Origin of the sequence: Pseudomonas sp. BC42, assembly GCF_021560055.1 — a bacterium.
In the GTDB taxonomy this organism is placed as follows: domain Bacteria; phylum Pseudomonadota; class Gammaproteobacteria; order Pseudomonadales; family Pseudomonadaceae; genus Aquipseudomonas.
Map to the genome: position 1 here is coordinate 4,781,554 of NZ_CP091067.1, position 12,954 is coordinate 4,794,507.

Below are 12,954 nucleotides of genomic sequence, written 5' to 3' on the forward strand. Positions count from 1 at the left end.
CGGCTCCAACGACCCCTATCAGCTGAGGTGCGCGATGAATTCAAGCTTCTGGAAGTCCGGCCATACCCCGACCCTGTTTGCAGCCTTCCTGTATTTCGACCTGAGCTTCATGGTCTGGTACCTGCTGGGCCCTCTGGCGGTGCAGATCGCCGCCGATCTGCACCTGAGCACCCAGCAACGCGGCCTGATGGTGGCGACGCCAATCCTCGCCGGTGCGGTGCTGCGCTTCATCATGGGCCTGCTGGCCGACCGCCTGTCACCGAAAACCGCCGGCCTGATCGGCCAGGTGATAGTCATCGGCGCCCTGTTCGTGGCCTGGAAACTGGGCATCCACAGCTATGAACAAGCATTGTTGCTGGGGGTGTTCCTCGGCATGGCCGGTGCTTCTTTCGCAGTGGCCCTGCCCCTGGCCTCGCAATGGTATCCGCCGCAACACCAGGGCAAGGCCATGGGCATCGCCGGTGCCGGCAACTCCGGCACCGTGTTCGCCGCCCTGATCGCCCCGCTGCTGGCGGCGGCTTTCGGCTGGAGCAATGTCTTCGGCTTCGCCCTGATCCCGCTGATCCTGACCCTGGCGCTGTTCGCCTGGCTGGCGCGAAACGCTCCCGAGCGCCCTCGCGCCAAGTCCATGGGCGACTACTTCAAGGCCCTGGGCGACCGTGACAGCTGGTGGTTCATGTTTTTCTACAGCGTGACCTTCGGCGGCTTCATCGGCTTGGCCAGCGCCCTGCCCGGCTACTTCAACGACCAGTACGGCCTGAGCCCGGTGACCGCCGGCTACTACACCGCCGCCTGCGTCTTCGGCGGCAGCCTGATGCGACCCCTGGGCGGCGCCCTGGCCGACCGCTTCGGCGGCATCCGCACCTTGCTGGCGATGTACGGCGTGGCCGTGGTGTGCATCGCCGCCGTGGGTTTCAACCTGCCCAGCTCCTACGCCGCACTGGCCTTGTTCGTCTGCACCATGCTGGGCCTGGGCGCGGGCAATGGCGCGGTGTTTCAACTGGTGCCGCAGCGCTTTCGCCGGGAAATCGGGGTCATGACCGGGCTGATCGGCATGGCCGGGGGCATCGGCGGTTTCGCCCTGGCCGCGGGCATGGGCGCCATCAAGCAGAGCAGCGGCAGCTACCAACTGGCCCTGTGGCTGTTCGCCAGCCTCGGAGTCCTGGCCTGGTTCGGCCTGCATGGGGTCAAGCGCCGCTGGAGAACCACCTGGGGCTCCGCCGCCGTCACCGCGGCACGGGTCTGAGCACGTCATGGGCCTGCAACTGAGCCACGCCGAGGCCAGCGCCAGCGGCCCGCGGGCGGAGAACCAGGACGCCCTGCGCCGGGTCACCCCGGCGCCGGAGCTGGCCGCCAGCAAAGGACTGCTGTTCGCCATCGCCGATGGCGTCAGCCAATGTGCCGATGGCGGCCTCGCCGCGCGTTCCAGCCTGCAGGCCCTGGCCCTGGACTACTACGCCACCCCGCAGACCTGGGCCGTGGCCGAAGCCCTGGAACGCCTGCTGAGCGCGCAGAATCGCTGGCTCCAGGCCAATGGCGGCGGCCAGCCCCTGCTCACCACCCTCAGCGCCCTGGTGTTGCGAGGGCAGCGCTTCACCCTGGCCCATGTCGGCGACTGCCGGGTCTATCGCTGGCACCAGCAGCAACTGCAACGCATCAGCCAGGACCATGTCTGGGAGCAACCGGGCATGCAGCATGTGCTCAAGCGCGCCCTGGGCCTGGACCAGCACCTGGTGGTGGATTTTCTCGATGGCGAACTGCGCCAGGGCGAATGCTTCCTGATGCTCAGCGACGGCGTCTGGGCCACCCTGGGCGACAGCGCCATCGCCGCCATCCTGCGCGACCAGCCGGACCTGGACCGCGCGGTGGCCACCCTGGTCAGTGCCGCGCACCTGGCCGGCAGCCAGGACAATGCCAGCGCACTGCTGGTGCGGGTCGACGCACTGGGGGAACGCAGCATTGGCGATGCCCTGCTGCACCTGCGGCAATGGCCCCTGCCACCGCCGCTGAAACCGGGGCAGCAGTTCGAGGGCTGGCAGGTCGAGGCACTGCTCAACCACAGCCGGCAAGCGCTGCTGTATCGGGTGCGTGACGAACAGCAACAGGCCTGGCTGCTGAAAACCCTGCCGGCGGCCCTGCACGACGACCGGGCGGCCTGCCAGGGGTTGCTCTCCGAAGAGTGGCTGCTGCGCCGCGTGGCCGGGCGGCACTTTCCCCAGGTGCACGGCGGCACGGCGCGCCAGCACCTGTATTACCTGATGCGCGAATACCCCGGGCGCACCCTGCAACAGCTGTTTCGCCACAGCGGCCCTTTGCCCCTGGACCAGTGGCAATCCCTGGCCGAGCGCCTGTTGCGGGCCGTTGGCCTGCTGCACCGGCGGCAGATCCTGCATCGCGACATCAAGCCGGACAACCTGCTGCTAGGGGACGACGGCGAACTGCGGATTCTGGATTTCGGCCTGGCCTACTGCCCGGGCTTGTCGGCGGACCCGGCGCACCTGCTGCCCGGCACCCCGGGCTACATCGCCCCGGAAGCCTTCACCGGCGAACCTCCGAGCCCGCAACAGGACCTCTATGCGGTGGGCGTCAGCCTGTATTACCTGCTGACCGGGCACTATCCCCACGGCGAGATCGAAGCCTTCCAGCGCCCGCGCTTCGGCGCCGCGGTGCCTCCCAGCCGCTACCGCCCAGACCTGCCTGAATGGCTGGAGCAAAGCCTGGAACGCGGAGTCTGTGCCGACCCGGCCCAGCGCTATGAAACGGCGGAAGAATGGCTGCTGGCGCTGGAACAGGGTGAACGCCGCAGCCTGAGCCCCCGCCCGCGGCCCTGGCTGGAACGGGAGCCGCTGAAGGTCTGGCGAGGCATCGCCCTGCTCGCCCTGCTGCTGAACCTGATGTTGCTGCTGGCCCTGCTGCATCGCTGACGCCACCAGGTGGCGGGCACAACCTTTCAATCTCCCGATAACCTCCAGCCTCCTCAGCCCCACCTACGCCTCCTGCGGAGCCGTTCGCAGCCTGCGGCAGCGGCTACCCCCCCCTATTGGCAGCTGGTGTAACCGCTGTCGAGCCAAAGCGAGGCTGCGAAACTACCCAAACCCCTTCAGCATTGGCAGCTGGTGTAGCCGCTGTCGAGCCAAAGCGAGGCTGCGAAACTACCCAAACCCCTTCAGCATTGGCAGCTGGTGTAGCCGCTGTCGAGCCAAAGCGAGGCTGCGAAACTACCCAAACCCCTTCAGCATTGGCAGCTGGTGTAGCCGCTGTCGAGCCAAAGCGAGGCTGCGAAACTACCCAAACCCCTTCAGCATTGGCAGCTGGTGTAGCCGCTGTCGAGCCAAAGCGAGGCTGCGAAACTACCCAAACCCCTTCAGCATTGGCAGCTGGTGTAGCCGCTGTCGAGCCAAAGCGAGGCTGCGAAAAGCTCCGCAGGACTTGCCTGGCGATCCCCCACCCAACAGCCGCCGCAAAGAGCCGAAAGAGGGCGTGACGCCTCGATTCGGTGCGCCAGCCGGACTCGGTCGGCACAGAATCGTCACCAGGGCCCGATAAAACCGCGCCCTCGACAACCTGGCACAAGCGCTGCATGACATCAGGCAACAGACATCAAGCCTGGCCTTCAACGACGAAGGCCGGCTTCCCGAGAGAACGGGATCGGACAAAGGCGTCCTCGTCAGGCCACTGACGGGACGCCTTTTTTGTTTGCGCGCAGTTTGTCGAGCCAGGCCCCACTGAACCTGCCTGGCCCCGGAGAAGCCCATGAAAAAACTCAAACTGGTGATGATCGGCAACGGCATGGCCGGGGTCCGCACCCTGGAAGAACTGCTCAAGCTGAGCGACGAGTTGTACGACATCACCGTGTTCGGCGCCGAGCCCCACACCAATTACAACCGCATCCTGCTGTCACCGGTGCTGGCTGGCGAGCAGACGTTCGAGGACATCGTCCTCAACGACCTGGACTGGTACCTGGAGCACAACATCAAGCTGCTGCTCAATCGCAAGGTGGTGGAAATCGACCGGATCAAGCGCCGGGTGATCGCCGACGACGGCAGCCAAGCCGAGTACGATCGCCTGCTGATCGCCACCGGTTCCACGCCCTTTATCCTGCCGATTCCCGGCAAGAACCTGCAGGGCGTGATCGGCTACCGCGATATCGCCGACACCCAGGCCATGATCGACGCCGCCAGGACCCACCAGCACGCGGTGGTGATCGGCGGCGGCCTGCTGGGCCTGGAAGCCGCCAACGGCCTCAAGCTGCGGGGCATGGACGTGACCGTGGTGCACATTGGCCAGTGGCTGCTGGAGCGGCAACTGGACCAGACCAGCGGCCAGTTGCTGCAGAGCGCCCTGGAAAGCCGAGGCCTGAAATTCCGCCTGAGCGAGCAGACCCAGGCGCTGATCGATGCCGGCAACGGCCGGGTCGGGTCGGTGCAGTTCAACAATGGCGACATCATCCCCGCCGACCTGGTGGTGATGGCTGCCGGGATCCGCCCCAACACCGAGCTGGCGGAACGGGCCGGCCTGCCGTGCAACCGCGGGATCCTGGTCAACGACACCCTGCAAACCTTCGACCCGCGCATCTACGCCCTCGGCGAGTGCGCCAGCCACCGCGGCATCGCCTACGGCCTGGTGGCGCCGCTGTTCGAACAGGCCAAGGTCTGCGCCAATCACCTGGCCCAGCTGGGCTTCGCCCGCTACCAGGGCTCGGTGACCTCGACCAAGTTGAAGGTCACCGGCATCGATCTGTTTTCCGCCGGGGATTTCATGGGCGGCGACGGCACCGAAACAATCACCCTCGCCGACCCCATTGGCGGGGTGTACAAGAAGCTGGTGATCAAGGACGACGTGCTGGTGGGCGCCTGCCTGTATGGCGACACCGCGGACGGCGGCTGGTACTTCCGGCAGATCCGCGAGCAGCACGCCATCGGCGAAATCCGCGATCACCTGATGTTCGGCGAGCAGGCGCTGGGCGATGTCGGCCATCAGGGCCAGGACAAGGCCATGAGCATGACCGACAGCGCCGAAGTCTGCGGCTGCAACGGGGTGTGCAAGGGCACCATCGTCAAGGCCATCCAGGAACAGGGGCTGTTCAGCGTCGACGAGGTCAAGAAACACACCAAGGCCGCCAGCTCCTGCGGCTCCTGTGCCGGCCTGGTGGAACAGATCCTGATCAATACCGTGGGTGGCGCGGCGGACGTCAAGCCGAAAAGCGAAAAAGCCATCTGCGCCTGCAGCGACCTGAACCACGGGCAGATCCGCCACGCGATCCGCGAGCAGCACCTGCTGACCATCGCCAGCACCATGAGCTACCTCAACTGGCGCACCGCCAACGGCTGCGCCACTTGCCGCCCGGCGCTGAACTACTACCTGATTTCCACCTGGCCGGGGGAAGCCCGGGACGATCCGCAATCGCGGCTGATCAACGAACGGGCCCACGCCAATATCCAGAAGGACGGCACCTATTCGGTGGTGCCGCGGATGTGGGGCGGGGTGACCAATCCCTCCGAACTGCGGCGCATCGCCGACGTGGCCGACAAGTACCAGGTGCCCATGGTCAAGGTCACCGGCGGCCAGCGCATCGACCTGCTGGGCATTCGCAAGGAGGACTTGCCCGGGGTCTGGAAGGACCTGGACATGCCGTCCGGCCACGCCTACGGCAAGTCCATCCGCACCGTGAAGACCTGCGTCGGCAGCGAGTTCTGCCGCTTCGGCACGCAGAACTCCACCCAGCTGGGCATCGAGCTGGAGCACGACCTGTTCAACATGTGGTCGCCGCACAAGGTCAAGCTGGCGGTGTCCGGCTGCCCGCGCAACTGCTCGGAAGCCGGGATCAAGGACGTCGGGATCATCGGCGTCGATTCCGGCTGGGAGATGTACATCGGCGGCAACGGCGGGATCAAGACCGAGGTGGCGCAGTTTTTCGTCAAGCTCAAGACTGCCGAAGAGGTGCGCGAGTACAACGGTGCCTTTCTCCAGCTGTACCGCGAAGAGGCCTTCTACCTCGAACGCACCGTGCACTACCTGCAACGGGTCGGCATGGAGCACGTGAAAAAGACCGTGCTGGAGGACCCCGAACGGCGAAAGGCATTGAACGAGCGCTTGCAGTTCGCCCTGTCCTTCGAGCAGGACCCATGGCAACAGCGTCTGGCCGAGCCGCAGCTGAAAAAAGAGTACGAGTCGATCCCCGTGAAACAACTGGAGGTGCCGGCATGAACTGGCTGGATATCTGCGCCCTGGAAGAGATCAATGCCCTGGGCTCACGCGTGATCAAGGGGCCCCGGGGCGATATCGCGATTTTTCGTACTGGCGACGATCAGGTCTTCGCCCTGGACGATCGCTGTCCGCACAAGGGCGGCCCGCTGTCCCAGGGGCTGATCTACGGCAAGCGCGTGGCCTGCCCCCTGCACAACTGGCAGATCGACCTGGAGTCCGGCGAGGCCCAGGCACCGGACATCGGTTGTGCCCACCGGCATCAGGCACGGGTGGAAGCTGGCCGGGTGCAACTGATCCTGCGGGATGCCGGGTGATGTCGCGCCAGAGCACGGCCTCGACCTGTTGCTACTGCGGAGTCGGCTGCGGCGTGCTGATCGAGCATGACGGCCGGCAGATCCTCGGGGTCCGTGGCGATCCGACGCACCCGGCCAACTTCGGCAAGCTGTGCAGCAAGGGCGCCAGCCTGCACCTGACCGGCGATCCCGGTGCCCGCGCCCTGTACCCGGAGCTGCGCCTGGGCAAGGATCTGGCCCGCAGCCGCTGCGACTGGGACAGCGCCCTGGAACATGCCGCCGGGGTATTTGCCCAAACCATCGCCGAGCACGGCCCGGACAGCGTGGCGTTCTACATCTCCGGGCAGTTGCTGACCGAGGACTACTACGCCTTCAACAAGCTGGCCCGGGCCCTGGTGGGCACCAACAACATCGACAGCAATTCGCGGCTGTGCATGTCCTCGGCGGTGGTGGGCTACAAGCGCAGCCTGGGGGCCGATGCACCGCCCTGCAGCTATGAGGACCTGGAACTGAGCGATTGCGTGATGATCGTCGGCAGCAACATGGCCTACGCCCATCCGGTGCTGTTCCGACGCCTGGAACAGGCCAAAAGCCGGCGCCCGCAGATGAAAGTGCTGGTGATCGACCCGCGTCGCACCGATACCTGCGACCTGGCCGACCTGCACCTGGCGATCCTGCCCGGCACCGACGTGGCCCTGTTCCACGGCCTCCTCCATTTACTGCTGTGGGAAGACTGGATCGACCGCGACTTCATCCGCGAGCACACCGAGGGCCTGGCCGAGCTCAAGGCCCTGGTCCGCGACTACACCCCGCCGATGGTGGCGCAGCTGTGCGGGATCAGCGTCGAACAATTGCAGCAATGCGCGCAATGGATCGGCAACGCGACGAGTTTTCTGTCCCTGTGGTGCATGGGTTTGAATCAGTCCAGCGCCGGCAGCGCAAAAAACAGCGCGCTGATCAATCTGCACCTGGCCACCGGGCAGATCGGCCGCCCCGGCGCCGGCCCCTTCTCCCTCACCGGTCAGCCCAATGCCATGGGCGGGCGCGAAACCGGCAGCCTGAGCAACCTGCTCCCCGGGCACCGGGAGGCCACCGATCCCGAGCATCGCGCAGAAGTCGCCGCCTACTGGGGCGTGGAGCAGTTGCCCGCACGCCCCGGGTTGAGCGCCATCGAGTTGTTTGAACAATTGCGCAGTGGGCGGATCAAGGCCCTGTGGATCGCCTGCACCAACCCGGCGCAGTCGCTGCCGGACCAGAATACGGTGCGGGCGGCGCTGCAAGCCTGCCCTTTCGTGGTCCTGCAGGAAGCTTTTGCCACCACGGAAACCGCGGCCTTTGCCGACCTGCTGCTGCCCGCTGCCAGCTGGGGGGAGAAAGAAGGCACGGTGACCAACTCGGAACGCCGGGTTTCTCACGTGCGCCAGGCGGTGCCGGCGCCCGGCGAGGCGCGGCCTGACTGGGCCATTACCCTGGACTTCGCCCAACGCCTGGAGCGCCGCCTGCGTCCCGGCCAGCCGAGCCTGTTTGATTTCAATTGCGCGGCCCAGCTGTTCGATGAGTACAAAGGCCTGACTCAGGGCCGCGATCTGGATCTGTCCGGCCTCAGTCACCACCTGATCGACCGCCTCGGCCCGCAGCAATGGCCCTTTCCCGCCGGTGCGACACAGGGCACGCCACGCTTGTATGGCGACGGCGTGTTTCCCACCGCCTCTGGCCGTGCACGCTTTATCGCCGATCCCTATGTGGCCGCCAAGGAACAGCGAGACGCGCGTTTCCCTCTGACCCTGATCACCGGCCGGCTGCGGGACCAGTGGCACGGCATGAGTCGCACCGGCACTGCGGCGCAACTGTTTGGCCACGTCAGCGAGGCGCTGCTGAGCCTGCACCCGGACGAGTTGCGCCGGCAACGCTTGCGCGAGGGCGATCTGGTGAGCCTGAAAAGTCGGCGTGGCGCTGTGATTGTCGCCGTCGCCAGTGATGACGGCGTACGCCCCGGCCAGGCGTTCCTGCCGATGCACTGGGGCGATCGCTTCCTCAAGGGCGGGGTCAACGCCGTGACTCAACCGGCCTTCGATCCCCTGTCAAAACAGCCGGAGCTCAAGCACAGCGGCGTGCGCCTGGAACCGGTGCAGTTGCCCTGGCAGTTGTTCGCCCTGATCGAAGGCGAGGTACAGGCCCACTTCAAGGTTCTGCGCCCCCTGTGCGAAGCCTTTGCCTATGTCAGCTTCAGTCTGAGCGGTCGCGAGCGTCCGGCCCTGGTGATCCGTGCCGCCCACCAGGAGGCGCCGCAGCCGGCATTGCTCAAGCTGATCGACCAGCAGTTGGGGCTGGAAGGTGGGCCGGTCCTGGCCTACGACGATCCGCGCCGAGCCATCGGCAAGCGCGTGCGTATCGAACAAGGACGGATCACCGCGATCCGACTGGCCGGGGAAACCCTGGCCCAGCACTGGTTGCAGCAGTTGTGGCTCGAAGGCCGCGCCGATGAGCAACTGCGCCGCTGGCTGCTGGCGCCGATGAGCGCCCCGCCGGAAGCCGGCGGCCTGGGCGGGACACGGGAACGGACCCTGTGCAACTGCAAGAACGTTGGTTATCGGGCGGTCTGTGCCGGTGTCGCTGAAGGCTTGAACCTTGAACAACTGAAACAGCAATTGGGTTGCGGTAGCCAATGTGGCTCCTGCGTGCCGGAGATCAAGCGCCTGCTGGCGGCGGCAGTGCAACCTGCCAGCGTCCCTGGGTGAGGAGTGAATATGAGTGCAAAAGTCTGGCTGGTTGGCGCAGGACCGGGTGATCCGGAGCTGTTGACCCTCAAGGCGGTGCGTGCCCTTGGCGAGGCCGAGGTGGTACTGATCGATGATCTGGTGAACCACGCCGTACTGGTGCACTGCCCCGGGGCACGGGTCATTGCCGTCGGCAAACGGGGAGGATGCCGCTCTACCCCGCAAGCCTTCATTCATCGCCTGATGCTGCGCTATGCCCGGCAAGGGCGCTGCGTGGTGCGCCTCAAGGGCGGCGATCCGTGCATCTTTGGTCGCGGCGGCGAAGAAGCCCAGTGGCTCAGGGAACGGGGCATCGAGGTGGAACTGGTCAATGGCATCACCGCTGGGCTGGCGGGCGCCACGCGCTGCGAGATTCCCCTGACCCTGCGCGGCGTCGCCCGGGGAGTGACCCTGGTCACCGCGCACACTCAGGATGACAGCCGCCTGAACTGGCAGGCCCTGGCGCAAGGCGGCACGACCTTGGTGATCTACATGGGCGTGGCCAAGCTGGCGGAGATTGCCGGGCAATTGCGTGAAGGCGGCCTGGCGGCCGATACGCCGGTGGCGATGATTGAAAACGCCTCGCTGCCTGAACAGCGGGAATGTCGCAGCGATCTGGCGGGGATGGAACGGGACGCCCAGCGCTTTGCGCTCAAAAGCCCGGCGATCCTGGTGATTGGGGCTGTGGCGGCCACGGCGTCCGCCCTTGAAGTCTGCGTCGGCCAAGCCTGAGTCGAGGCTCTGGCCGGACAAATCGCAGGCAAAGAAAAACCCGGCCTAGGCCGGGTTTTTCCAAGCTACAAGGCTAATTACTTAGCTTGAGCTTCAACCGAGGCTTCTACGCGACGGTTGATAGCGCGACCAGCTTCAGTTGCGTTGTCGGCAACTGGGCGGGACTCACCGTAACCAACGGATTGAACGCGGTTAGCGCCAACGCCGTACTGGTTGACCAGAACTTGTTTAACGGCGTTTGCACGACGCTCAGACAGCTTCTGGTTGTAAGCGTCAGGACCGACGGAGTCAGTGTGACCTTCAACAACGGTGGTGGTCTGTGGGTACTGCTTCATGAAGTCAGCGAGGTTCTTGATGTCAGCGTAGCTGTTAGGCTTGACGACCGACTTGTCGAAGTCGAACTTCACGTCCAGCTCAACACGAACAACTTCAGCAACTGGAGCTTCTGGAGCTGGTTCTGGAGCTGGAGCCGGTGCTGGAGCAGGAGCTGGAGCAACTTTGCCGCCGCTGCCACCGAAGTTCACACCCAGGCCGATAGTAGGAGCGTAGTCCCACTTGCCGTTGTCCAGCTTGTAGTCAGCTTCAACGCCGGCACGAGCGAACAGGTTGTCGGTGAAGTAGTACTTAACACCAGCGCCTGCAGTCAGGAAAGTCGACTGGTCGCGGCCGCTGTGACCGTCAGCGATCACGTTGGTCATGCTCTTGTGAGCAACACCGCCGGAAACGTATGGACGCAGAGCGTCACCCACGGTACCAAAGTGGTACTGAGCGTTCAGGCCGAAGTTGTCGCCTTTGATCTTCTGGTTACCAGTACCGTCGTTAGAACGGGTGTGGTTGGTCTTGTCGTAGGTAGCGTTCAACGACAGGTCGTCGGTCAGGAAGTAACCGATCGATGCGCCTGGGTTGAAGCCGTCTTCAACGTGATTAACGCTGTCGTTGTACTGTTTTTTGTAAAACAGTTCACCCTCGACCGCGCCTTGGCCTTGCGCCAGAACGCCGAACGAAGTCACGGCAACAATAGAACCAATGGCAATGCCCAAGGTGTTTTTCAGTTTCATCCGTTAAATCCCCATCTGGTGATTGTAAAGCAGTCCCACATACCGGGGGACAACTCGGCGGTAAGTCTATCAGAACTCACCTAGACGTAAGAGATATTTGCGCCGAACTAAGTTTCAGCAATGCCTGCAAATTTCTCACGCAATTTATCAAGAGCACGTTTGTAACGCATTTTTGTAGCACTCAACCCCATGTGCATGATGTCTGCGATCTCCTGGAACTCCAGCTCTGCGACAAATCGTAGCACCAGAATTTCCCGGTCAATCGGGTTCACATGCACCAACCAGCGGTCAAGTCCGCCCTTCTCCTCTGGTTTTGGCGCCTTCTCTTCAGAGGCCTCCTCGAGGGGGTCAAGACTTAAAGCGTCCATCAACCGACGCTTGCGCCGCTCCTTGCGATACTGCGTGATGCATTCGTTGTACGTGATGCTATATAGCCATGTCTTGAACTTCGATTTACCCTCAAAGTTCTTAAGGCCATACAGCACCTTCAACATCACTTCCTGACAGACATCATCCGCATCCCGATCGTTCCCCAGATAACGTGCACAAACATTAAATAGGGTCCTCTGATAGCGTCGCATCAACTCTTCATAGGCGCGTGTTACGTGAAACAGCTCCGTATGTGAGCGCGCAACCAACTCCTCATCAGAGAGCTCACGGGGGTCATAGCGCGTGGATAGCGATTGGGTTTTATTCAAAACGAGTCGTGCCGACAGTCAGGTCAATGTCCGCCGCTGCCCGGTGAGGGCATTTTGCGGCGGCATACATTAGCAGGGTTTGCCGGGTTAGCGGCTACTTACATGCTGCTCCAGCAGGATCCGATTGGACAGAGAGACTAGCTCACCCTCCTCGGTCAGCAATGTAGTTTTAACCGTGCCAATCTCTTCGATCTGGCCTTCGACCTCACCAACACGTACTTGTTGCCCAACCTGGTACAACTCACGCACATAGATTCCCGCAAGAATCTGCCCGGCAATTTCCCGGCTTCCCAACCCCATGGCCAGCGCAACGGCCAGACCAACGGTAATCAATACGATGACGATCACATGGTTGAGCAGGTCGGTTTTGACCTCCAACTGACTGATCGCCACGGAAATACTGATGATGATCACCAGCCCCTGGGCAATGCGCCCCAGGCCACTGGCGTAATCCAGACCTACGCCTTCCGCTGCTCCGCGCACCAGGCCGTTGGCCAGTTGCGCCAACAGAACCCCCACCAACAGCACCAACGCAGCACCGAAAACCTTCGGCAAATACAGCGCAAGCATGTCGAGCGTAGCCGAAACTCGCTCAAGGCCCAGGGATTCAGCAGCAGATACCAGAAATATAAGCAGGACGAACCAGTAGACAATCTTGCCGATCAAGGTGGAGATCGGCACTTGCAGGCCCGCGCGGGACAGCAACTTGGTCAAGCCGGTACCGCCCATCAGACGGTCCAGGCCCAGCTTGGCCAGCAATTTCGACAGCAGGGTGTCCAGCAGCTTGGCCACCACGAAGCCCAGCAACAGCACCACCAACGCGCCGAACATGTTCGGAATGAAGTTCGCCACCTTGGTCCACAAGGCAGTCATCGCCGTGACGAGGCTCTGCGTCCAGAGATCAAGTTCCATATTCAATCAGCCTTATCAGCAGTGCGAGCAGAAGGTTTACGACGGGATACCGGCGCGATATGGGCCGATCCATTATTCAAGGCGATCATCAGCGCCGGCAGCCAGCGGCCCAGCAAGCTGAACAGATCCCCCGCCCCCACCTGGCGGTTGGCGGTTTTCAGTACGCGGCCCAGGCAGGCGTCATCATCGCGGCTCGATGGCGAGGCTTTGAGCATGTCACGCAAAGACTGTTCAAACGGATCGTGCATACGCACCTCTGGTGATGTCTGGAAAAGACGCGGTCAGTTTTATTCGGGTC

At 63.6% G+C, this 12,954-nt stretch carries 10 protein-coding genes; 6 read left to right on the plus strand and 4 right to left on the minus strand.

All coding sequences use genetic code 11. The annotated features are described in order from the left end of the window. Window positions 1-34 precede the first annotated feature (34 nt). The 6 genes from L1O02_RS21420 to cobA all read left to right on the plus strand — a co-directional run bounded on the left by L1O02_RS21420 (window position 35) and on the right by cobA (window position 9,988). Window positions 35-1,246: a nitrate/nitrite transporter gene (locus L1O02_RS21420; protein WP_060838296.1), complete on the plus strand. Its 1,212-nt coding sequence runs from the start codon at window positions 35-37 to the stop codon at window positions 1,244-1,246. A gap of 7 nt (window positions 1,247-1,253) precedes the next feature. Then, window positions 1,254-2,924: a bifunctional protein-serine/threonine kinase/phosphatase gene (locus tag L1O02_RS21425; protein ID WP_108544830.1), complete on the plus strand. Its 1,671-nt coding sequence runs from the start codon at window positions 1,254-1,256 to the stop codon at window positions 2,922-2,924. An 829-nt stretch (window positions 2,925-3,753) separates the two neighbouring features. Continuing rightward, window positions 3,754-6,207 (plus strand): nitrite reductase large subunit NirB, encoded by a 2,454-nt coding sequence (nirB, locus tag L1O02_RS21430; protein ID WP_235758665.1) that lies wholly within the window; start codon window positions 3,754-3,756, stop codon window positions 6,205-6,207. Further along, on the plus strand, window positions 6,204-6,521 hold the full coding sequence (nirD, locus tag L1O02_RS21435; protein ID WP_060838293.1) for a nitrite reductase small subunit NirD: 318 nt from the start codon (window positions 6,204-6,206) through the stop codon (window positions 6,519-6,521). Before nirB ends, nirD begins: the two co-directional genes overlap by 4 nt. After that, on the plus strand, window positions 6,521-9,238 hold the full coding sequence (locus tag L1O02_RS21440; RefSeq protein WP_235758667.1) for a nitrate reductase: 2,718 nt from the start codon (window positions 6,521-6,523) through the stop codon (window positions 9,236-9,238). The genes nirD and L1O02_RS21440 overlap by 1 nt, the downstream gene beginning before the upstream one ends. Window positions 9,239-9,247: 9 nt before the next feature. Beyond that, window positions 9,248-9,988 (plus strand): uroporphyrinogen-III C-methyltransferase, encoded by a 741-nt coding sequence (cobA, locus tag L1O02_RS21445; RefSeq protein ID WP_060842926.1) that lies wholly within the window; start codon window positions 9,248-9,250, stop codon window positions 9,986-9,988. Between the two features lie 77 nt (window positions 9,989-10,065). On the opposite strand, the gene L1O02_RS21450 is transcribed toward cobA, so the two are convergent. The 4 genes from L1O02_RS21450 to L1O02_RS21465 all read right to left on the minus strand — a co-directional run bounded on the left by L1O02_RS21450 (window position 10,066) and on the right by L1O02_RS21465 (window position 12,904). Continuing rightward, window positions 10,066-11,046: an OmpA family protein gene (locus tag L1O02_RS21450; RefSeq protein ID WP_060838290.1), complete on the minus strand. Its 981-nt coding sequence runs from the start codon at window positions 11,044-11,046 to the stop codon at window positions 10,066-10,068. Window positions 11,047-11,153: 107 nt separating this feature from the next. After that, window positions 11,154-11,744 carry an RNA polymerase sigma factor SigX gene (sigX, locus tag L1O02_RS21455; protein ID WP_011060195.1) on the minus strand — a complete coding sequence of 197 codons (591 nt, stop codon included), beginning with the start codon at window positions 11,742-11,744 and terminating at the stop codon, window positions 11,154-11,156. An 87-nt stretch (window positions 11,745-11,831) separates the two neighbouring features. After that, window positions 11,832-12,656 (minus strand): mechanosensitive ion channel domain-containing protein, encoded by an 825-nt coding sequence (locus L1O02_RS21460; RefSeq protein WP_235758669.1) that lies wholly within the window; start codon window positions 12,654-12,656, stop codon window positions 11,832-11,834. 2 nt (window positions 12,657-12,658) lie between these two features. Next, window positions 12,659-12,904, minus strand: coding sequence for a hypothetical protein (locus tag L1O02_RS21465; protein WP_060838289.1), 246 nt, complete (start codon window positions 12,902-12,904; stop codon window positions 12,659-12,661). Window positions 12,905-12,954 lie beyond the last annotated feature (50 nt).

Excerpts from the sequence above, each read along its gene's own strand:
- L1O02_RS21420 (WP_060838296.1), top strand. The coding sequence starts at position 35 with ATGAATTCAAGCTTCTGGAAGTCCGGCCATACCCCGACCCTGTTTGCA.
- L1O02_RS21425 (WP_108544830.1), top strand. The coding sequence starts at position 1,254 with ATGGGCCTGCAACTGAGCCACGCCGAGGCCAGCGCCAGCGGCCCGCGG.
- nirB (WP_235758665.1), top strand. The coding sequence starts at position 3,754 with ATGAAAAAACTCAAACTGGTGATGATCGGCAACGGCATGGCCGGGGTC.
- nirD (WP_060838293.1), top strand. The coding sequence starts at position 6,204 with ATGAACTGGCTGGATATCTGCGCCCTGGAAGAGATCAATGCCCTGGGC.
- L1O02_RS21440 (WP_235758667.1), top strand. The coding sequence starts at position 6,521 with ATGTCGCGCCAGAGCACGGCCTCGACCTGTTGCTACTGCGGAGTCGGC.
- cobA (WP_060842926.1), top strand. The coding sequence starts at position 9,248 with ATGAGTGCAAAAGTCTGGCTGGTTGGCGCAGGACCGGGTGATCCGGAG.
- L1O02_RS21450 (WP_060838290.1), bottom strand. The coding sequence starts at position 11,046 with ATGAAACTGAAAAACACCTTGGGCATTGCCATTGGTTCTATTGTTGCC.
- L1O02_RS21460 (WP_235758669.1), bottom strand. The coding sequence starts at position 12,656 with ATGGAACTTGATCTCTGGACGCAGAGCCTCGTCACGGCGATGACTGCC.
- L1O02_RS21465 (WP_060838289.1), bottom strand. The coding sequence starts at position 12,904 with ATGCACGATCCGTTTGAACAGTCTTTGCGTGACATGCTCAAAGCCTCG.